This is a genomic window from Pseudomonas frederiksbergensis, assembly GCF_003732275.1.
GTDB lineage: Bacteria > Pseudomonadota > Gammaproteobacteria > Pseudomonadales > Pseudomonadaceae > Aquipseudomonas > Aquipseudomonas frederiksbergensis_H.
The window spans coordinates 703,604-723,938 of sequence record NZ_MOBM01000012.1 but is presented as its reverse complement, the minus strand read 5'-3'; the positions used below and the strand labels follow the sequence as shown (position 1 = coordinate 723,938).

18 protein-coding genes are annotated in these 20,335 nt (G+C 59.3%); 14 read left to right on the top strand and 4 right to left on the bottom strand.

Features of this window, described 5'->3' with window-relative positions; translation table 11 throughout:
• The first annotated feature begins 1 nt into the window (after position 1).
• The 10 genes from rlmN (at position 2) to BK662_RS11290 (ending at position 11,048) form a co-directional block, all read left to right on the top strand.
• Positions 2-1,150 (top strand): dual-specificity RNA methyltransferase RlmN, encoded by a 1,149-nt coding sequence (gene rlmN, locus BK662_RS11335; RefSeq protein WP_007903600.1) that lies wholly within the window; start codon positions 2-4, stop codon positions 1,148-1,150.
• A 12-nt stretch (positions 1,151-1,162) separates the two neighbouring features.
• Entirely contained in the window at positions 1,163-1,921 is a 759-nt protein-coding gene (pilW, locus tag BK662_RS11330) for a type IV pilus biogenesis/stability protein PilW (RefSeq protein ID WP_007903601.1), read from the top strand.
• Positions 1,921-2,952, top strand: a complete 1,032-nt coding sequence (locus BK662_RS11325) for a RodZ domain-containing protein (protein ID WP_123358113.1) — start codon at positions 1,921-1,923, stop codon at positions 2,950-2,952. Before pilW ends, BK662_RS11325 begins: the two co-directional genes overlap by 1 nt.
• A 3-nt stretch (positions 2,953-2,955) precedes the next feature.
• Complete coding sequence (gene ispG / locus BK662_RS11320) at positions 2,956-4,065, top strand: flavodoxin-dependent (E)-4-hydroxy-3-methylbut-2-enyl-diphosphate synthase (protein WP_010457850.1); 1,110 nt, start codon at positions 2,956-2,958, stop codon at positions 4,063-4,065.
• A 37-nt stretch (positions 4,066-4,102) separates the two neighbouring features.
• On the top strand, positions 4,103-5,392 hold the full coding sequence (hisS, locus tag BK662_RS11315; protein ID WP_123358112.1) for a histidine--tRNA ligase: 1,290 nt from the start codon (positions 4,103-4,105) through the stop codon (positions 5,390-5,392).
• A gap of 40 nt (positions 5,393-5,432) precedes the next feature.
• The gene (locus tag BK662_RS11310; RefSeq protein ID WP_007903605.1) at positions 5,433-6,074 is read left to right on the top strand and encodes a tetratricopeptide repeat protein; all 642 of its coding nucleotides are present in this window, start codon (positions 5,433-5,435) and stop codon (positions 6,072-6,074) included.
• Positions 6,067-7,218 (top strand): outer membrane protein assembly factor BamB, encoded by a 1,152-nt coding sequence (gene bamB / locus BK662_RS11305; RefSeq protein WP_123358111.1) that lies wholly within the window; start codon positions 6,067-6,069, stop codon positions 7,216-7,218. Before BK662_RS11310 ends, bamB begins: the two co-directional genes overlap by 8 nt.
• A gap of 140 nt (positions 7,219-7,358) precedes the next feature.
• Positions 7,359-8,828, top strand: coding sequence for a ribosome biogenesis GTPase Der (der, locus tag BK662_RS11300; RefSeq protein WP_123358110.1), 1,470 nt, complete (start codon positions 7,359-7,361; stop codon positions 8,826-8,828).
• A 292-nt stretch (positions 8,829-9,120) separates the two neighbouring features.
• Entirely contained in the window at positions 9,121-10,269 is a 1,149-nt protein-coding gene (locus BK662_RS11295; RefSeq protein WP_123358109.1) for a pyridoxal phosphate-dependent aminotransferase, read from the top strand.
• Positions 10,257-11,048 carry an amidohydrolase gene (locus tag BK662_RS11290; protein ID WP_123358108.1) on the top strand — a complete coding sequence of 264 codons (792 nt, stop codon included), beginning with the start codon at positions 10,257-10,259 and terminating at the stop codon, positions 11,046-11,048. Before BK662_RS11295 ends, BK662_RS11290 begins: the two co-directional genes overlap by 13 nt.
• A gap of 205 nt (positions 11,049-11,253) precedes the next feature.
• On the opposite strand, the gene leuA is transcribed toward BK662_RS11290, so the two are convergent.
• Positions 11,254-12,933, bottom strand: coding sequence for a 2-isopropylmalate synthase (gene leuA, locus BK662_RS11285; protein WP_123358107.1), 1,680 nt, complete (start codon positions 12,931-12,933; stop codon positions 11,254-11,256).
• Between the two features lie 396 nt (positions 12,934-13,329).
• On the opposite strand from leuA, the gene BK662_RS11275 reads away from it, so the two are divergent.
• A complete protein-coding gene (locus BK662_RS11275; protein ID WP_123358106.1) occupies positions 13,330-13,686 on the top strand; it encodes a hypothetical protein in 357 nt (118 codons plus the stop codon).
• Positions 13,687-13,822: 136 nt separating this feature from the next.
• On the opposite strand, the gene BK662_RS11270 is transcribed toward BK662_RS11275, so the two are convergent.
• From BK662_RS11270 to BK662_RS11260, 3 genes are all read right to left on the bottom strand, one after another.
• Positions 13,823-14,644 carry a peptidoglycan DD-metalloendopeptidase family protein gene (locus BK662_RS11270; RefSeq protein ID WP_123358105.1) on the bottom strand — a complete coding sequence of 274 codons (822 nt, stop codon included), beginning with the start codon at positions 14,642-14,644 and terminating at the stop codon, positions 13,823-13,825.
• 3 nt (positions 14,645-14,647) lie between these two features.
• Positions 14,648-16,027 carry an exodeoxyribonuclease VII large subunit gene (gene xseA / locus BK662_RS11265; RefSeq protein ID WP_123358104.1) on the bottom strand — a complete coding sequence of 460 codons (1,380 nt, stop codon included), beginning with the start codon at positions 16,025-16,027 and terminating at the stop codon, positions 14,648-14,650.
• An 89-nt stretch (positions 16,028-16,116) separates the two neighbouring features.
• Positions 16,117-17,064: a LysR family transcriptional regulator gene (locus BK662_RS11260; RefSeq protein ID WP_123358103.1), complete on the bottom strand. Its 948-nt coding sequence runs from the start codon at positions 17,062-17,064 to the stop codon at positions 16,117-16,119.
• A gap of 100 nt (positions 17,065-17,164) precedes the next feature.
• Here BK662_RS11260 and BK662_RS11255 point away from each other — a divergent pair, with 100 nt between their 5' ends.
• From BK662_RS11255 to guaB, 3 genes are all read left to right on the top strand, one after another.
• Entirely contained in the window at positions 17,165-17,932 is a 768-nt protein-coding gene (locus tag BK662_RS11255; RefSeq protein ID WP_123358102.1) for a sulfite exporter TauE/SafE family protein, read from the top strand.
• A 163-nt stretch (positions 17,933-18,095) separates the two neighbouring features.
• The gene (locus tag BK662_RS11250; protein ID WP_123358101.1) at positions 18,096-18,644 is read left to right on the top strand and encodes a sugar ABC transporter ATPase; all 549 of its coding nucleotides are present in this window, start codon (positions 18,096-18,098) and stop codon (positions 18,642-18,644) included.
• Positions 18,645-18,860: 216 nt separating this feature from the next.
• Positions 18,861-20,330, top strand: a complete 1,470-nt coding sequence (gene guaB / locus BK662_RS11245; protein WP_123358100.1) for an IMP dehydrogenase — start codon at positions 18,861-18,863, stop codon at positions 20,328-20,330.
• Positions 20,331-20,335: the final 5 nt, after the last annotated feature.

Here is a 20,335-nt window from a genome sequence, read left to right as displayed (position 1 = left end):
CATGACTACATCGACTGTAAAAACCAACCTGCTGGGTCTGACTCAACAGGAAATGGAAAAATTCTTCGACTCAATCGGGGAGAAGCGTTTCCGTGCCGGTCAGGTAATGAAATGGATTCACCACCTTGGCGTTGATGATTTCGACGCCATGACGAACGTCAGCAAGGCCTTGCGCGACAAACTCAAGGCCATTGCTGAAGTTCGCGGCCCCGAAGTGGTCAGCGAGGACATCTCCACCGATGGCACCCGTAAGTGGGTGGTGCGCGTGGCGTCCGGTAGCTGCGTCGAGACCGTGTACATTCCCCAGGGCAAACGCGGCACTCTGTGCGTTTCGTCCCAGGCAGGCTGTGCCCTGGATTGCAGTTTCTGCTCCACCGGCAAGCAAGGTTTCAATAGCAACCTCACCGCCGCCGAAGTGATCGGTCAGGTGTGGATTGCCAATAAATCGTTCGGCAGCATCCCGGCGACCGCCGACCGTGCCATCACCAACGTGGTGATGATGGGCATGGGTGAGCCGCTGCTGAACTTCGACAATGTAGTGGCCGCCATGCATCTGATGATGGATGACCTGGGCTACGGGATCTCCAAGCGCCGTGTGACCCTGTCCACTTCGGGCGTGGTGCCGATGATCGATGAGCTGTCCAAGCACATCGACGTGTCCCTGGCGTTGTCGCTGCACGCACCAAACGACGCATTGCGTAACCAATTGGTGCCGATCAACAAGAAATATCCGCTTAAGATGCTGCTCGAGTCGTGCCAGCGCTACATGTCGTCCCTGGGCGAAAAGCGCGTGCTGACCATCGAGTACACCTTGCTCAAGGACATCAACGACAAGGTTGAACATGCCGTTGAGATGATCGAGTTGCTCAAGAACATCCCGTGCAAGATCAACCTGATTCCGTTCAACCCGTTCCCGCATTCCGGTTACGAGCGCCCGAGCAACAACGCGATTCGCCGTTTCCAGGATCAGCTTCACCATGCAGGCTTCAATGTCACCGTACGCACCACCCGCGGTGAAGACATCGATGCCGCGTGTGGCCAATTGGTAGGGCAGGTGCTGGATCGCACCCGTCGCAGCGAACGTTATATCGCCGTGCGCGAGTTGAGCGCCGAAAACGATATCGCAACAAACGCCGCGAACAATAATTAAGAGAGGATCTCTATGTCCCTGCGCTTCGCGCTGCTTGTGCTGTTGGCCAGCCTCTGTGCTGGTTGTGTCCTGTCGGGCGATTTCAACCCGATGAAGACCAGCAAGGGCCGTGATGAAGCGCGTGCCGCCTACGTGCAGCTGGGCTTGGGGTATCTGCAGCAGGGCATGACCGAGCGTGCCAAAGTCCCGTTGAAGAAGGCTTTGGACCTGGATAGCTCGGATCCTGACGCCAACGCGGCGCTGGGGCTGGTGTTCCAGGCCGAGATGGAGCCCGAACTGGCCGATCAGCATTTTCGCAAGGCACTGTCTTCTCGTCCCGCCGATGCGCGAATCCTGAATAACTACGGCAGTTTTCTTTTCGAAGAGAAACGTTACAAGGAGGCGTACGAACGCTTCGAACAGGCCGCCGCCGATACCCTGTATCCTGAGCGCTCACGGGTTTTCGAAAACCTGGGCATGACCGCTTCAAAGCTTGGCCAGCGTGATCTGGCCCGCCAGCAACTGGAAAAAGCCCTGCGTTTGAATCGCCAACAGCCACGTGCATTGCTGGAAATGGCTGAGTTGTCTTACGAAGACAGGCATTATGTGCCCGCGCGTGACTATTACGACCGTTTTAGCCTGCTCACCGAACAAAATGCACGTAGTCTGTTGCTCGGCGTTCGGCTGGCAAAAGTGTTCGAAGATCGCGACAAGGCCGCCAGTTTTGGCCTGCAATTAAAACGACTCTATCCCGGTACGCCGGAATATCAGCAATACCTGTCGGAGCAATGATGAAAGCGGCGCATCCCGAAGTTGTAGCAGCGAATCGCGTTAACCCCGGTGAGACTTTGCGCCAGGCCCGCGAAAGCAATGGCTGGTCGCTGGCCGAAGTGGCCCTCAAGCTCAACCTCACCGTCAACTCCCTGAGTAATCTGGAAGCCGGCGCTTTCGACAAGCTGCCAGGGCACACCTTTGCTCGTGGCTATATTCGCGCGTATGCCAAATTGCTCGGCATGGACCAAGCCGTTCTGGTCCAGCAGTTCGACCAATCCACCGGTACCGACTCCCAGGGCAGCAACGTCCACAGCCTGGGTCGTATCGAAGAGCCGGTTCGGGTTTCCCACACCATTTTGCGAATTGTCAGCCTGCTGTTGCTGCTCGCGGTGATTGGCGGTGGTTTTGTCTGGTGGCAGGATCAAACCTCATTGCGCACCAAGGACCTGGTTGGCCTGGCTCCCGAACACGTTGAAGTCGAAGGCGCCGACGGCACCACACAGATCCATCCACTGGACGAGCCGGAAGACCAGGCCGTTGCACAAGGTCAGGCTGAAGGTGAGACGCCTCTTGCGCTGCCTCAGACCGAGACTTCGGCCGAGGAGCCAGTCAGTGCCGAAACGAGCGCACCGGTTCCCGCGCCTGCTGCTCCGGCAGCAACGCCTGCGGCTGCTGTCCACAGCACTGCTCCGGTTGTCGCGACACCGGCGGCGCCTGCACCGGCTGTTCCCGCTGTTCCGGCACCGGTTGTCACTGCTCCGATTGCTCCGACCGCCCCAGCTTCAGCTCCGGCAGCTGCGATGGCTGGCCAAGGCCAGGTTCAACTGCAATTCACCGCCGATTGCTGGACGCAAGTGACCGACGGCACGGGTAAGGTGCTGTTGAGTGGTCTCAAGCGTAAAGGCGAAAATGTTACTGTCAGCGGCAAACCGCCTTTTTCCGTGCGTCTGGGCTTCGCCCGTGGCGCGCAGGTCAGCTACAACGGGCAGGTGGTCGATGTCGCTCCGTTCACCAGTGGCGAGACTGCTCGCCTGAAGTTGGGTCAATAAGTCATGCACGGCGAATCTCCAATCAAACGTCGCGAATCCCGCAAGATCTGGGTCGGTAACGTGCCCGTGGGCGGCGATGCGCCTATCGCTGTGCAGAGCATGACCAACAGCGACACCAATGACGTGGCCGCCACCGTGGCCCAGATCAATCGTCTGGAAGCCGCTGGCGTCGATATCGTGCGGATTTCCGTACCGGACATGGACGCCGCCGAAGCCTTCGGCAAGATCAAGCAGTTGGTCAAAGTGCCATTGGTGGCCGACATCCACTTCGACTACAAGATCGCTTTGCGCGTAGCCGAACTGGGCGTCGATTGCCTGCGGATCAACCCGGGCAACATCGGTCGTGAAGACCGCGTGCGTGCGGTGGTCGATGCCGCCCGTGATCGCGGGATTCCGATCCGCATCGGCGTCAACGCCGGTTCCCTGGAAAAAGACCTGCAAAAGAAATATGGCGAGCCGACCCCCGCTGCGCTGGTCGAGTCCGCCTTGCGTCACGTTGAACACCTGGAGCGCCTGAATTTCCAGGACTTCAAGGTCAGCGTGAAAGCCTCCGACGTGTTCATGGCCGTCGCTGCCTACCGCCTGCTGGCCAAGGAAATCGTCCAGCCACTGCACTTGGGGATCACCGAAGCCGGTGGTTTGCGCTCAGGCACAGTGAAATCCGCCGTGGGCCTCGGTATGCTGCTCGCCGAAGGGATTGGCGATACTATTCGCATCTCGTTGGCGGCCGACCCGGTCGAGGAAGTGAAAGTCGGCTACGACATTCTCAAATCCCTGCACCTGCGTTCCCGTGGCATCAACTTCATCGCCTGCCCGAGCTGCTCGCGGCAGAACTTCGATGTGGTCAAAACCATGAACGAGCTGGAAGGGCGCCTCGAAGACCTGCTGGTGCCGCTGGATGTCGCGGTGATCGGTTGCGTGGTCAACGGGCCGGGCGAAGCCAAGGAAGCCCATATCGGCTTGACTGGCGGCACGCCAAACCTGATTTACATCGACGGCAAGCCGTCGCAGAAACTGACGAATGACAATCTGGTGGATGAGCTTGAACGCTTGATCCGTCAGAAAGCGGCCGAAAAGGTCGAAGCTGACGCAGCAGTCATTGCGCGCGGCTGAGCCCGACTGAAGAGCCGAACGAATTTAAGGATTTATAGTGAGCAAGTCTCTGCAAGCCATACGTGGCATGAACGACATCCTGCCTGAACAGACTCCCCTGTGGCGTCATTTCGAGGGCACCGTCTCGCGTCTGCTGGATAACTACGGTTACAAGCAGATTCGCATGCCGATCGTCGAGTTCACCGAGCTGTTCAAACGCTCCATCGGTGAAGTGACCGACATCGTCGAAAAAGAGATGTACACCTTCGAGGACCGCAACGGCGATTCCCTGACCCTGCGCCCTGAAGGCACGGCGGCCTGCGTGCGTGCGGTGCTCGAGCACGGCATCACCGGCGGCGGCCAAGTGCAGAAACTCTGGTACATCGGCCCGATGTTCCGTCACGAACGTCCACAGAAAGGTCGTTATCGCCAGTTCCACCAGATCGGTTGCGAAGTCTTCAACCTCGACGGTCCGGACATCGACGCCGAGCTGATCGTGCTGACCTGGCGCCTGTGGGGCGAGTTGGGTATCCGCGATGCGGTCAAGCTCGAACTCAACAGCCTGGGGACCAGCGAGTCCCGTGGTCGTTATCGTGAAGCACTGGTCGAATATTTGTCCGCTCGCCTGGATCAACTGGACGAAGACAGCCAGCGCCGTCTGAAGACCAACCCGCTGCGGGTTCTGGATACCAAGAATCCCGACACTCAAGCGGCGTTGGCCGACGCGCCAAAAATGGCCGACTACCTCGACGAAGAATCCCGTGTGCACTTCGAGGGCCTCAAGGCTCGTCTGGACGCCGCCGGCATTCCTTATGTGATCAACCCGAAGCTGGTTCGCGGGCTGGATTACTACAGCAAGACCGTTTTCGAATGGGTCACCGACAAGTTGGGCGCCCAGGGCACCGTGTGTGCCGGTGGTCGTTACGACGGTCTGGTGGAGCAGATGGGCGGCAAGCCGACCACGGGCGTCGGTTTCGCCATGGGCATCGAGCGTCTGGTGCTGTTGCTTGAAACCCTGGAGCAGATTCCCGAAGAAATCTCCCGTCAGGTCGATGTCTACCTCTGCGCCTTCGGTGAAGCCGCCGAGCTGGCCGGTCTGGCCCTGAGCGAGCGTGTTCGTGATCAATTGCCCAACCTGCGCCTGCAAGTCAATGCCGGCGCCGGCAGCTTCAAAAGCCAGTTCAAGAAAGCCGACAAGAGCGGTGCGCTGTACGCATTGATCCTCGGTGACGACGAAATGGCCCAGCAAGTGGTAGGTTTCAAACCCCTGCGTGGCCAGGGCGAACAACAAAGCATTGCCTGGGATGCGCTTGCTGCACACCTGGCCACCTGCGTCGTGCAGGGTTGAAGCTGTCAAACAGCCGATTTAGCGATTAAGGAGTATTGGGGTGTCGAGTACCGAAGACGAACATCTGGCGGAGTTGAAGGACTGGTGGACACGCAACGGCAAGCCCCTGGTCACTGGCGGCCTGTTGGCGCTGGTTATCGTGTTCGGCTGGCAGGCCTTTCAGAAGTATCAGAGCAATCAGTCGCAAGGCGCCTCGATTCTCTATCAGCAATTGCTCGAAACCACGCTGACGCCTGATGGCAAGCCTGATGCTGCACGTGTTTCGGATCTGGCTGGCAAGCTCAACAGCGAGTTCGGCGGCACCGCTTACGCGCAATACGGCAGCCTGTTCGTGGCAAAAGTCGCGGTCGACAGCGGCAAGCTGGACGACGCAGCCAGCGAGCTGAAAGCCATTGTCGCCAAGCCGGCCAACCCGGCACTCGGCGAAATTGCCCGTCAGCGCCTGGCGCAGGTACTGGCCGCGCAGAACAAGGTCGATGAAGCCCTGAAGCTGCTCGAAGGCGATGCCGACAAAGCTTTCCTGGCCACTCGCGAAGAACTCAAAGGCGACCTGCTGGTGCAGTTGGGTCGTACCGACGAAGCGAACACGGCGTATCAAAAAGCCAAGGCGGCACTGTCGGATGAAGCGGCGGTCGGTGGGCTACAAATCAAGCTGGACGACCTGGCCAAAGGGGATGCGTGACGTGATCCGTTGGAAACATGCAGCATTGCTGGCTCTGGCCATACTGGCCGCGGGTTGCAGCAGCAACAGCAAAAAAGAATTGCCACCGGCCGAGTTGACCGACTTCAAAGAAGAAGTGGTTCTGCAAAAGCAGTGGAGTCGTTCGATCGGTGACGGTCAGGGCGAAACCTACAACATGCTGGTTCCGGCAATCGATGGCGATACCATCTATGCCGCCGACGTTACCGGTGTGGTAATGGCGATGGATCGCAGCAATGGCGACGTCAAATGGAAGAAAGATCTCGAACTGCCTGTCTCCGGCGCCGTTGGTGTGGGTTACGGTCTGGTCATGATCGGCACGCTCAAGGGCGAAATCGTTGCCCTGGACGCCAGCAGCGGTGAAGAGAAATGGCGCGCTCGCGTGACCAGTGAAGTGCTCGCGCCGCCGGCCACCAACGGTGACGTTGTTGTGGTTCAGACCCAGGATGACCGTCTGATCGGTCTGGATGCCGCTACCGGCAACCAGCGCTGGTTGTATGACAGCACGCCAGCGGTTCTGACCCTGCGCGGCACCAGCGCACCGATCGTCACCAACCGCCTCGCGGTGGCTGGCCTGTCGACTGGTAAAGTGGTCGCTCTGGATATTTCCAATGGCGTGCCGGTGTGGGAACAGCGCGTAGCGATTCCGCAAGGTCGTTCGGAACTGGAGCGTGTAGTCGATATCGACGGTGGCTTGCTGCTGTCCGGCGGTACGCTGTATGTCGCCAGCTACCAGGGTCGTGTCGCGGCACTGGACCTGGAAAGCGGTCGTCAACTCTGGCAGCGTGATGCTTCCAGCTATGCCGGCGTTGCTCAGGGTTTTGGCAGCGTTTACGTGAGCCTGTCCGCAGGCACCGTTGAAGGCGTCGACGAACGTTCCACCACGGCTTTGTGGAGCAACGATTCGCTGGCCCGCCGTCAACTGTCGGCTCCGGAAGTGTTCTCCAGCTATGTTGCAGTCGGTGATATGGAAGGTTACCTGCACCTGCTGAGTCAGGTGGACGGTCGTTTCGTCGGCCGCGAGCGCATCGACAGCGACGGCCTGCGTGCCCGTCCGCTGGTGGTGGGTGACACGATTTATCTGTATGGCAACAGTGGCAAACTGGAAGCCCTGACCATTAAGTAAAGGTTTGACTATGCTTGGGGTTTAACCCCCAAGCGGCCCCGTTCTGCGGGGCTCGCAGCGCTTACAGGCGCTGCCCCGAGCACCAGCCGCTGCCTCGCAGCGGCTTTTGTATTTTCTGAAATAACGAAGTGGAGAGCCGCATGGTTCCCGTAATCGCCCTGGTGGGCCGACCGAACGTCGGCAAGTCCACCTTGTTCAACCGCCTGACCAGGACTCGCGACGCCATCGTCGGCGACTTGTCCGGTCTGACCCGTGATCGCCAGTACGGTGAGGCCAAGTGGCAAGGGCGTTCCTACATTCTGGTCGACACCGGCGGTATCTCCGGTGACGAGCACGGTATGGACGAAAAAATGGCCGAGCAGTCGCTGCTGGCCATTGAAGAAGCGGATGTCGTTCTATTCCTGGTAGATGCCAAGGCCGGTTTCACCGCCGCCGACCAGATGATCGCCGAGCATTTGCGCAAACGTAACAAGCGTTCTTACGTGGTTGCCAACAAGGTCGACAACATCGACCCTGAAATGGCCCGCGCCGAATTCGCTCCGTTGGGCATGGGCCACGCGATCCCGATCGCCGGTGCTCATGGTCGAGGCATCACCCAGATGCTGGAAATCGCCCTGAGCGACTTCCCGAAAGACGAGGAAGAACCGGAAGAAGGCGAAGAAGAGATCGTTGCCGAAGGTGAGGAAGCCAAGCGCATTCCTGGCCCAAGCGAAAAAGACGGTATCAAGATCGCCATCATCGGCCGCCCGAACGTCGGCAAGTCGACTCTGGTCAATCGCATGCTCGGTGAAGACCGGGTCATCGTTTATGACCAGCCCGGCACCACCCGCGACAGCATCTACATCCCGTTCGAGCGTAACGACGAGAAGTACACGCTGATCGACACTGCCGGTGTGCGCAAGCGCGGCAAGATCCACGAAGAAGTCGAAAAGTTCTCCGTGGTCAAGACCCTGCAAGCGATCAAAGACGCCAACGTGGTGATCTTCGTGATGGACGCCCGCGAAGGCGTGGTGGACCACGACCTCAACCTGCTGGGCTTTGCCCTTGAAGCAGGTCGTGCGTTGGTCATCGCGATCAACAAGTGGGACGGCATGACGCCGAGCGAGCGCGACTTCGTGAAGGTCGAGCTGCAACGTCGACTGTTCTTCGTCGACTTCGCCGACATCCACTTCATCTCGGCCCTGCACGGCACTGGCGTAGGCAATCTCTACGCGTCGGTACAGAACTCGTTCAAGTCCGCGGTCACCCGCTGGCCGACCAACCGCCTGACCCAGATTCTGGAAGATGCAGTTGGCGAGCACGCGCCACCGATGGTCAACAACCGCCGGATCAAGCTGCGCTATGCCCACTTGGGTGGTGCAAACCCGCCGATCATCGTGATTCACGGTAACCAGATCGAGAAGGTGCCGAAGTCTTACGTCCGTTACCTGGAAAACACCTACCGTCGCGTGCTCAAACTGGTCGGTACGCCGATCCGTATCGAGTTCAAGGGCGGCGAGAACCCGTACGAAGGCAACAAGAACACGCTCACCGACCGTCAGGTCAACAAGAAGCGTCGTTTGATGACTCACCACAAGAAAGCCGACAAGAAGCGCCGCGACAAGCGCTGATTCACTACCTCACTCTTTTTTGTGAGGGGCTTGATGTGGCGAGGGAGCTTGCTCCCGCTCGGCTGCGCAGCAGTCGCAAATCAGTCGATGCGTTCTGCCTGAACGACTTCGGTTGCAGAGATTGGGACCGCTTCGCGGTCCAGCGGGAGCAAGCTCCCTCGCCACAGGTATTGCGGTGAATGTTTTAGAAGAAGGGTGCCAATGGGCGCCCTTTTTTTATGGGCGCCGTTTGGGCTATTCTCGAGCTCTCCCATGCCGTCGTTAGAGCTGGGTGTAGAGCAGGGAATCACCGATGATCACCAGTAAGCTGCCGAATGTCGGCATCACTATCTTCACGCAGATGTCTCAGCTCGCGGCGCAAGCCGGGGCGATCAATCTGTCTCAGGGTTTTCCCGATTTCGATGGCCCGCAGGCCCTGCGCGATGCGGTCGGTCGGCATATCGCCAGTGGCCACAACCAGTATTCGCCGATGACTGGCTTGCCGGTGTTGCGTCAGCAGATTGCGGCGAAGATTGCTCGCAGTTACGGCACCCATGTCGATGCCGACAGTGAAGTGACGGTCACCCCCGGCGCGACTCAGGCGATCTTCTGCGCCATTCAAGCGGTGATCCACAGCGGTGACGAAGTCATCGTGTTTGATCCGGCCTACGACAGTTATGAACCTTCGGTTGAGCTGGCCGGTGGCCGTTGCGTGCATGTGCAACTGGGCCTCAACGATTTCAGCATCGACTTCCAGAAGCTTGCCAATGCGCTAAGCCCGCGTACGCGGATGATCATTCTTAACACCCCGCACAACCCCAGCGGCGCACTGATCAGCCGTGCCGAGCTGGATCAACTGGCGGCGTTGATCCGCGACCGCGATATCTATGTGATCAGTGACGAAGTCTACGAACACCTGGTGTTCGACGGCGTGCCTCACGTCAGCGTATTGGCTCACGAAGAGCTCTATCAACGCGCATTTGTGGTCAGTTCGTTCGGCAAGACCTACCACGTCACTGGTTGGAAAACCGGCTACGTGGTCGCACCACCGGCCCTGACAGCGGAGCTGCGCAAGGTTCACCAATACGTCAGTTTCTGCGGCGTGACGCCGTTGCAATACGCGTTGGCCGATTACATGGCCGAGCACCCGGAACACGTCGAAGAATTGCCGGACTTCTATCAGGCCAAGCGCGATCTGTTCTGCGATCTGCTGACGCCGTCACGCTTCAGTTTCACCCGCGTGGCCGGTACTTACTTCCAGTTGGTCGATTACTCGCATATTCGCCCGGACCTCAATGACGTCGAGATGGCGCTGTGGATGACCCGCGAACATGGCGTGGCGAGCATCCCGATCTCGGTGTTCTACCAGACGCCACCTGAAGGCCAGCGCCTGGTGCGTCTGTGCTTTGCCAAACGCGAGGAGACCCTGCGCGAAGCAGCGGCAAAACTATGCGTGATCTGAGTGCTCTGCCCAATCTGAATGTCGCGCTGATCCAGACCACCCTGGCCTGGCATGATCGCCAGGCCAATCTGCAGCATTTCGAACCCTTGCTGGAACAGGCTCGCGGCGCGGACCTGATCATCCTGCCGGAGATGTTCACCACCGGTTTCTCCATGGAGTCGGAAACCCTCGCCGAGCCGGAAAATGGCCCCACCAGTAAATGGCTGCGGGTTCAGGCGGCGGAACTGGACGCGGTGATCACCGGCAGCATCATTGTCCAGGTGCCTGATGGCAGCCATCGCAATCGTCTGTTGTGGGCGCGGCCGGATGGGGAGGTGTGGCACTACGACAAGCGTCATCTGTTCCGCATGGCGGGCGAGCACAACCATTTCACCCCGGGCGAGCGTCAGGTGCAGTTCGAATTGAAGGGTTGGCGAGTACGGCCGCTGATTTGCTACGACCTGCGTTTCCCGGTCTGGAGCCGCGACCCTCAAGACACCGACTTGTTGCTATACACCGCCAATTGGCCGGGCGCCCGGCGCCAGCACTGGAATCGTTTGCTACCGGCACGGGCGATTGAAAACCTCTGCTATGTGGCGGCGGTGAATCGCATCGGTACCGATGGCAAAGGCTTTGCGTATACCGGTGACAGTCAGGTGCTGGATTTTCAGGGTGAGACGTTGCTCAGCGCAGGCGATGCCGATGGGGTCTTCAAGGTTGTCCTGGACGCGGCGGAGCTGGCGGCTTATCGCGCACGGTTTCCGGCGAATCTGGATGCGGATACCTTCGAGTTCACCTGAGATTTTCGCTGCCTGACCGCCCGTCTTCGCGAGCAAGCCCGCTCCCACACTTGATCGGTGTGAACACAGATTTTGTGTACACTAAAAATCCACTGTGGGAGCGGGCTTGCTCGCGAAGAGGCCAGAACAGGCAACACAAAAATCCCAAGCAAACAAAAAGGCCCCGAGGTTCACACCCCGGGGCCTTTTGCATTGCAGCGCAGACTTACGCCGCTTTCGCTTCCGGCTGGCTCAGGGAACGGTTCAGCGCACTGAACAGAGCCTTGAAGCTGGCAGTGGTGATGTTTTCATCGATACCGACGCCATGCACCGCACGCTCACCGTTTACGCGCAGTTCAATGTAGGCCGCAGCCTTGGCATTGGTGCCCGCACCGATGGCGTGTTCGTTGTAGTCCATGATTTCCACCGGAATCGGCAGGCCGGCTACCAGTGCTTCCAGCGCGCCGTTGCCCTTGCCACGCCAGTGCAGGTTGGTTTCGCCCTGACCTTTGCTGGATACTTCCACTTCGACGGCGCTGTGACCGTTTTCTTCCTGCAAGCGATGGCTGACCAGCGCGTATGGGGTGTTGGCCTGCAAGTACTCGCTGTGCAGCAATGCGTGAATCTGCTGAGCCGTCATCTCCAGGCCCAGACGATCGGTTTCACGTTGCACGACCTGGCTGAACTCGATCTGCATGCGGCGTGGCAAGCTGATGCCGTATTCCTGTTCCAGCAGGTAAGCGATACCGCCCTTGCCCGACTGACTGTTGACGCGAATCACCGCCTCGTAGCTGCGGCCAATGTCGGCCGGGTCGATCGGCAAGTACGGCACTTCCCACAGGGCGTCCGGTTTCTGCTGGGCGAAGCCTTTGCGGATCGCATCCTGGTGCGAGCCGGAGAACGCGGTGTGAACCAGGTCGCCGACATACGGGTGACGTGGATGCACCTGGATCTGGTTGCATTCTTCGACGACTTTGCGCACGCCGTCGATGTCGGAAAAGTCCAGTTCAGGGTGGATGCCCTGGGTGTAGAGGTTCAATGCCACGGTCACCAGGTCGACGTTACCGGTACGCTCGCCGTTGCCGAACAGGCAGCCTTCGACACGGTCGGCGCCAGCCATCAGGCCCAGCTCGGTGGCGGCTACGCCAGTGCCACGGTCGTTGTGGGTGTGCAGGCTGATGATCACGCTGTCACGACGGTTGATGTGGCGGCCGAACCATTCGATCTGGTCGGCATAGATGTTCGGGGTGGCGCATTCGACGGTGGCAGGCAGGTTGAGGATCACCTTGTGCTCAGGCGTCGGGTTCCACACTTCAATTACCGCGTCGCAGACTTCCTTGGCGAATTCCAGTTCGGTGGCGCTGAAGGTTTCTGGCGAGTACTCGAAGGTCCACTCGGTTTCCGGCTGCTGGGCGGCGTATTTGACGAACAGCTTGGCAGCGTTCACGGCGATGGCCTTGATCCCGTCCTTGTCCTGATTGAAGACAATGCGGCGGAAGGAAGGGGAGGTCGCGTTGTACAGGTGAACGATGGCTTTCTTGGCACCGCGCAGGGATTCGAAGGTACGTGCGATCAAGTCTTCACGGCCCTGGGTCAGCACCTGAATGGTGGTGTCGTCCGGGATGTGGCCGTCTTCGATCAGCGTACGCACGAAGTCGAAGTCGGTCTGCGAAGCGGCCGGGAACGAGGCTTCGATTTCTTTCACGCCGACTTGCACCAGGGTTTTCCAGAAACGCAGCTTCTTGACCGCGTCCATGGGCTCGATCAGCGACTGGTTGCCGTCACGAAGGTCCGAGCTGCACCAGATTGGCGCTGCGGTGATGGTCTTCGATGGCCAGGTGCGGTCCGGGATGTCGATGGTCGGGAACGCGCGGTATTTCGAAGACGGGTCTTTGAGCATGCTCATCGGGAAATCCTTATTGTGTGGGCCGAAAAAAGGCGGCCTGCCGGTGGATCAAATGTTCTGGGGGTAAAGCGTAAGACGAGGCACCGCAATTCAGCCTGGCAGTCGTGCGCTGACGAGGCACAGGCTGCGGTGCTGGCGAAGCTGAATGAGGGTGTGAGAGGTTTTCATGCCTTCAACCCTAACCGCGGGGGGGAAGGATGGCAAGCAGTCGAAAAAAATTGAGAGGAATACTCGAAAAGTCGAGATTATTGAGATTTTGTTGCGGTGAATGGCAGAGATTGTATTGATGTTTGCGCGAGGTTTGAGCGATGCGCAATTGAAGGTTGGCGATTGCAGTTCGGTCGACGCAGCTATTCTTAAAGCCTCAACCAGGCGACCAGCAAGCAGGAGTTGGCGATGAACGAGTCGGATTGGAAGCTCTATAGCGCACTGCGTCCGGTAGCCCATGAGCGGATGTGTATCCGGATCATGGAGGAGGTCGAGCGTACGGTGCTGGATAAAAGCCTGGCGCCTTATGAACGTATTGAAGCCAGTGAAGAAAGGCTGAAGGCCGGTCAGCAGGAGCTGTATTGGGCGTTTGGCGTTTTCAGTCACTCACGCAATGAGGCGCCTGCTCACCTGCTGGGGCTGTGTACTCATGAGCTGATTACATCTGAAGAATTGGCTGGTTTCTCGGAGGAAACCCAGGCCTGGATCAAAGAGCGTCTGGCGCACAGGGAGGTCCACGGGATTGAGGACCTTGAGGCGGAATAAGCGGTGCCAATGAGGCCGCCTTCGCGAGCAGGCTCGCTCCCACATTTGATCTTCATGAGACACAGATATTGTGTACGACGAAATCCACTGTGGGAGCGAGCCTGCTCGCGATGAGGCCATCAGCCTCAACAACCATTTAAGGCTGAAACGCCCCAATAAAAATCGCCGGATCCACCCGCGCATCATTCAGGCTGATGTTCCAGTGCATATGCGGCCCGGTCGCGCGCCCCGTGGAGCCGACTTTGCCGACCACGCCACCGCGGGCCAATTGCTGCCCAACCTTCACGTCGATCTTCGACATGTGGCAGAACATGCTGATAAAGCCCTGGCCGTGGTCGACGAACACCGTATTGCCGTTGAAGAAGTAGTTGCCGATCAGGATCACCTTGCCGGCGGCCGGGGTTTTGATCGGCGTGCCGGCGGGCACCGCGAAGTCGAGGCCCGCGTGGGGATTGCGTTCTTCGCCATTGAAAAAGCGGCGCACGCCAAACTTGCTCGACAGTGGCCCATTGACCGGTTTATCCAGCAGCAGATTGCTCGGGGTATTCGGGCTGAAGCTGCGGTAGGCCTGGATCTGCTCAGCCAGCTCACCCTCGATGCGCTTGAGATTCTCCGGGTTCGGATTGACCTGCTGAGTATTTTTCAGAGTGATGTGCTGTTCCGGGTATTTCTTGCCGCCGACGGTGAAGCTCAGGTTGCGACCACCACTGCTAAGCGACTGGCTGCCCGGTTTGACAGTCAGCGGCACGCCGACAATGGCCAGCCAGTTGTTCTGTTCCTTGACCACCAATACCGGTCTCCCTTGATAGCTGGCTTTTGGTGCCTGGGCGGAGCTGCCCAGATCCACCACCGCCACGCCACCCGGCACCGGTTTGTTCAACAGGCGGGTGATGTAACTGTCGGCGTGGGCGTTGAAGGTCAGGCACAGCAACAGCAGCGGAGCTAAAAAACGCGGCATGGATCAATCCAGTAAAGAAAGGGTGACAGGCGTCAGGTGATTGTCTTCGACGCGCACTTGCAGCTCGCCTTCGCCCAGTTTGGCTTTCAGGCGCTGGCCGGTATGGGTCTGCGCGGCGCTACGAATCGCGTTGCCGCGCTCGTCCAGCAGAATGCTGTAGCCACGCGCGAGGGTCGCCAAGGGGCTGACCACGTGCAGCGTCTGCATCTGACTTTGCAGTTGCAGCCGGCGGGATTTAAGACCTTCGCGCATGGCCCGGGGTAGACGCTCGGCGAGGCTGTCGAGGCGCTGGCGAAGCATTGCCAGTTGTCGCCCGGGATGTTGCCCGGCGAGGCGGGTTTCCAGGCGGATCAAACGTTCGCGACGAGTATTGAGGCTGCGTTCGAACGCGCGGCGCATGCGCATGTCCAGGTCATCCAGACGTTGTGCTTGCTGACGCAGTCGTTCGCCGGGATGACGCAGGCGCCGGGCCATGCCTTCCAGACGCAGCCGGTCACGCATCAAGCGGTCGCGGATGCGCATCACCAGACGCCGGTGCAGACTTTCGACGCGCCGCACCAGATCGCTGGAATCCGGCGCGAGCAGTTCGGCCGCCGCGGACGGTGTCGGGGCGCGGACGTCGGCGACGAAGTCACTGATCGACACGTCGGTTTCGTGGCCGACAGCGCTGACAATCGGCGTCACGCAGGCATCCACGGCGCGGGCCACGGCTTCTTCGTTGAAACACCAGAGGTCTTCCAGCGAGCCGCCGCCACGGGCCAGGATCAACGCGTCGAAACCGCGGGCATCCGCCAGTTTCAGCGCGCGGACAATCTGCGCGCTGGCTTCGCGGCCTTGCACGGCGGTGGGGATCAGCGTCAGCTGGATCTGCGGCGCGCGGCGGCGGAACACACTGATGATGTCGCGGATCACTGCGCCGGTGGGCGAGCTGATGATGCCGATACGTTGCGGGTGCGCCGGCAGCGGCACTTTGCGCTCGGCGCTGAACAGACCTTCGGCGCTGAGCTTTTCCTTCAACGCATCGAAGGCCAGACGCAGGGCGCCGTCACCGGCCGGTTCCACGGTGTCGAGTATCAGTTGGTAGTCGCCACGGCCTTCAAACAGCGAAACCTTGCCGCGAACCTTGACCGCCAAGCCGTCCTTCAACGCCTGGCGAACCCGAGCGGCATTCTGCCGGAACAGCGCGCAACGCACCTGGGCGCCGCTGTCCTTGAGGGTGAAATACACATGGCCGGACGCCGGGCGGGCGAGGTTGGAGATTTCGCCTTCGACCCAGATGTTGCTGAACACGTCTTCGAGCAACACCCGCGCGCGGCCGTTGAGCTGGCTGACAGTCAGGACTTCCCGGTCCAGGCCGAGTCTTGCAAAGGGATCTTTAATCATGGGGCGCAGTTTAAAGGCATTCGGCGATCAATCTCCATGATCCGGCGAAAATCCCCTGTGGGAGCGAGCCTGCTCGCGATAGCAGTGTGTCAGTCGACATTGATGTTGAATGTTGAACCGCTATCGCGAGCAGGCTCGCTCCCACAATGATCTGTGCAGGTTTTGATGAAGTGTTGGACCAGTGCCGTGGGATGTTGTCGATAGGAGAGGGCGACGGTGCTGTGGCAATCCGGGTCGGCCAAGGGCAGAAAGTGGATATCCGGCGGCGCGATGTCCTGCATCGATTCCGGTAACAGTGCGATGCCGAACCCGGCCTGGATCAATTGCAGTTGCGTGGTTTTACGCGACACCACCCGAGCCGCCTGGGGAAAGAATCCCTGGCGCATGCACAACTCGGCGGACAAATAGCTCAGGCCGCCACGCTGTGGATGAGGGATGGAAATAAACGCTTCATTCTTCAATTGCGCCAGATCGATGCCTTGCGCGGACTTATCCACAGCCAGCCGATGATTCGGCGGCACCGCCAGCAACAGGCGCTCGCTGTACAGCGGAACAATCTGCACTCCTTCACGTTGACGCAGCACCGGCAGGCGCAACAGGCCCACATCGAGGCGACCTTCGGCCAATTCTTCCAGTTGCGCCTCGGAGGACAGCTTGACGATGTCCATGGACACACCGGCGTGCCGATGCAGATAGACACTGATACCTCGCAGCAGCCGACCGCTCATGGGCACGGTGCTGGAATGACTCAGGCGCAACACACCGAGTTGACCGGTGCCCACCTGAGTGGCCATCTCACTGGCCTTGGTCAGTTCGTTCAGCAGGTTTTTCGCCCGAGGCAAAAAGGCTTCACCCGCCGCTGTCAGTCGGGGCTGGCGCGCGGTGCGTTCGAACAGCGGCGTTTGCAGCCGGGTCTCCATGTCCTTGATCTGCCGGCTCAAGGCCGATTGAGCAATAAACAGTCGTTCGGCTGCAGCGCTGAAGCTGCCACTCTCGGCGATTTCCACGAAGTAGCGCAATTGACGGGTTGAAAGCACAAGGCATGCCTTTTCGAGATGGGTAGTCGACATTGAAGATATTAGTCGCAACGCTCGGCGCTGGCTAAAGTCATCACAGGAATTAAAGGAAGCCGTGACGATGAGTGTGCTGGAGTTGTTAAACCAATGGCCGTGGGATGCGGTGGATTGGCTGGTGATCGGGTTGGGCGTTGCCCTGGCCTACATCGTGTTCGGCATCGCCGGTTTTGGTACCGCGCTGGTGGCCGGGCCGATTCTGATCTTGTTCATGCCACTGTCGAAAATCGTGCCGCTGTTGGTGTTGCTGGATTTCGTCGCGGCGTTCGGCAATCTGCTGCCCTCGCGACGGGATGTGGCGAGGCCCGAATTGCTGCGGCTGCTGCCATGCATGGCGGTGGGCTGCACGTTGGGAGTGATTTTTCTGCTGAACCTGAAATCCGATGTTTTGCTGCTGTTGATGGGGTTGTTTATCAGCGCCTATGCGATTTACAGCCTGTGGATTAAAACCCGTCCGGGGCAATTGTCCGCCGGGTGGGCGGTGCCGATGGGCACCGTGGGCGGGATGTTCGGGGCGCTGTTTGGCAGTGGCGGCTTTTTATATGCAATCTATTTGAACAGTCGGTTGCCCAAGGATGCGGCCCGGGCAACCCAGAGTGCGTTGATCAGTTGCAGCACCGTGGTGCGTTTAAGCCTGTTTGCCATCGCCGGTGTGTATGCCGAGCTACCCTTGTTGGTATTGGCGTTGTGTTTGTTGCCAGCAATGGCGCTGGGGTTGTGGATCGGTCGGCGGTTGATCATGAAATTGTCCCGCGAGGCATTCGTGCGGCTGGTGACCTGGCTGGTGCTGGCCAGCGGGATTGCCTTGATCGGGCGCTATTTGAGTACTTGACCGGATTTCGTCAGGGATTAAGCTGCCGGCCGCAAATCCTGTGGGAGCGAGCCTGCTCGCGATGTCGGTGGGTCAGGCAACAACAATGTTGGCTGCAATGGCCTCATCGCGAGCAGGCTCGCTCCCACAAGGGTGGATCATTCAGCATTTGTAGGCTTGCACCATGAATTCCCAAAGCATCATCGTCCCGAAAATCTCCACCCTGCCGGTACACGAACCCCGGGCCCGGGCGGTCGTGCGTTGGCTGGTGCGCAAGAACATCATTAAAGAAGAACTGACCACCTGTGGCCGGACCGGCAATCGTATGGCCCACGCCATCGCCGACGGTGCCCGTGCCGTGGTCCTGCACCCTGATGCGCTGCCGTTCGGCGAGCCGGTCAATGGTCTGGAGATCATCACCAAGCGCTGCATCTATACACCGGCCAAGGGGTTTCTCGAAGAAGCCGGCTGCGCCGAGTGTCGCAAGGAAATCGGTGAAGCGCTGTTCGAAAGCCTGGAAGAGTGGATGCCGGGTCGCACCGATAACTTCACCTGCCCTGAATGCGGGCATGAAGACGACATCAACGGATTTCTGTTCTTGCAGGAATGCGGCTTTTCCAACCTGGGTTTCATCTTCAACAACTGGCTCGAGGCCGGGTTCAAACAGAGCTTTATCGATGAATTTGCCGATTGGCTGGATCAACCCGTGAGCTGGGTCAAAGTCGAACTCTGAACGCCGACGCCTTTGTAGGAGCTGCCGCAGGCTGCGATCTTTTGATCTTGTTTTTGAAAATCAAAGTCAAAAGATCGCAGCCTTCGGCAGCTCCTACAGGGACGTTGTTTTTCCGTATGTCAGTAATGCCAATAATAGACAGAGTTTTACATTGAACCCGAGGGGGTGTCTGACTATAATGGCGCGCTTCCATTTTCCCGCTCGGGAGCCCCCGCGATGCTGCGTATCAGCCAAGAAGCTCTGACCTTCGACGACATTCTTTTAGTGCCCGGTTATTCCGAGGTTCTTCCTAACGAAGTCAGTCTCAAGACCCGCCTTACCCGTGGCATCGAGCTGAATATTCCACTGGTTTCTGCTGCCATGGACACCGTTACTGAAGCCCGTTTGGCAATTGCCATGGCTCAGGAAGGTGGCATCGGTATCATCCACAAGAACATGACCATCGAGCAGCAAGCTGCCGAAGTGCGTAAGGTCAAGCGGTACGAGGCCGGCGTGGTCAAGGACCCGATCACCATCGAGGCTGACGCCACGGTTCGTGAACTGTTCGAACTCACTCGCCTGCACAACATCTCCGGCGTTCCGGTATTGCACGATGGCGACCTGGTCGGCATCGTCACTTCCCGTGACGTGCGTTTCGAAAACCGCATGGACGCCTCCGTCCGTGAAGTGATGACGCCTAAAGAGCGTCTGGTCACGGTCAAGGAAGGCGCCGACAAGAACGACGTCCGTGAGCTGTTGCACAAGCACCGTATCGAACGCGTGCTGATCGTCGATGACAAATTCGCCCTCAAAGGCATGATGACCGTCAACGACATCGAAAAAGCCAAGGCTTACCCGCTGGCCAGCAAGGACGATCAAGGTCGTCTGCGCGTTGGCGCTGCAGTCGGTACCGGTAAAGACACCGGTGACCGCGTAGCTGCCCTGGTCCACGCTGGCGTTGACGTGGTAGTGGTCGACACTGCTCACGGTCACTCCAAAGGCGTGATCGACCGCGTTCGCTGGGTCAAACAGAACTTCCCTGAAGTGCAGGTCATCGGCGGCAACATCGCCACCGGCGCTGCCGCCAAGGCCCTGGCCGAAGCCGGCGCTGACGCAGTCAAGGTCGGTATCGGCCCTGGCTCGATCTGCACCACTCGTATCGTCGCCGGTGTCGGCGTTCCGCAAATCAGTGCCATCGCCAACGTCGCCGCTGCCCTTGAAGGCACTGGCGTTCCGTTGATCGCCGACGGCGGCATCCGTTTCTCCGGTGACCTGTCCAAGGCCATCGTTGCCGGTGCTTCCTGCGTGATGATGGGCTCGATGTTCGCCGGTACCGAAGAGGCGCCGGGCGAAATCGAACTGTTCCAGGGCCGTTCGTACAAGGCTTACCGCGGCATGGGTTCGCTGGGCGCCATGTCCCAGGCTCAAGGTTCCTCCGACCGTTACTTCCAGGACTCCTCGGCAGGCGCCGAGAAACTGGTTCCGGAAGGCATCGAAGGGCGTGTTCCGTACAAGGGCACCCTGAGCGCCATCATCCATCAACTGATGGGCGGCCTGCGTTCTTCCATGGGCTACACCGGTAGCGCCGATATCGAAGAAATGCGCACCAAGCCTGAGTTCGTGCGGATCACCGGCGCTGGCATGGCCGAGTCCCACGTTCACGACGTGCAAATCACCAAAGAAGCGCCAAACTACCGCGTAGGTTGAGGCTT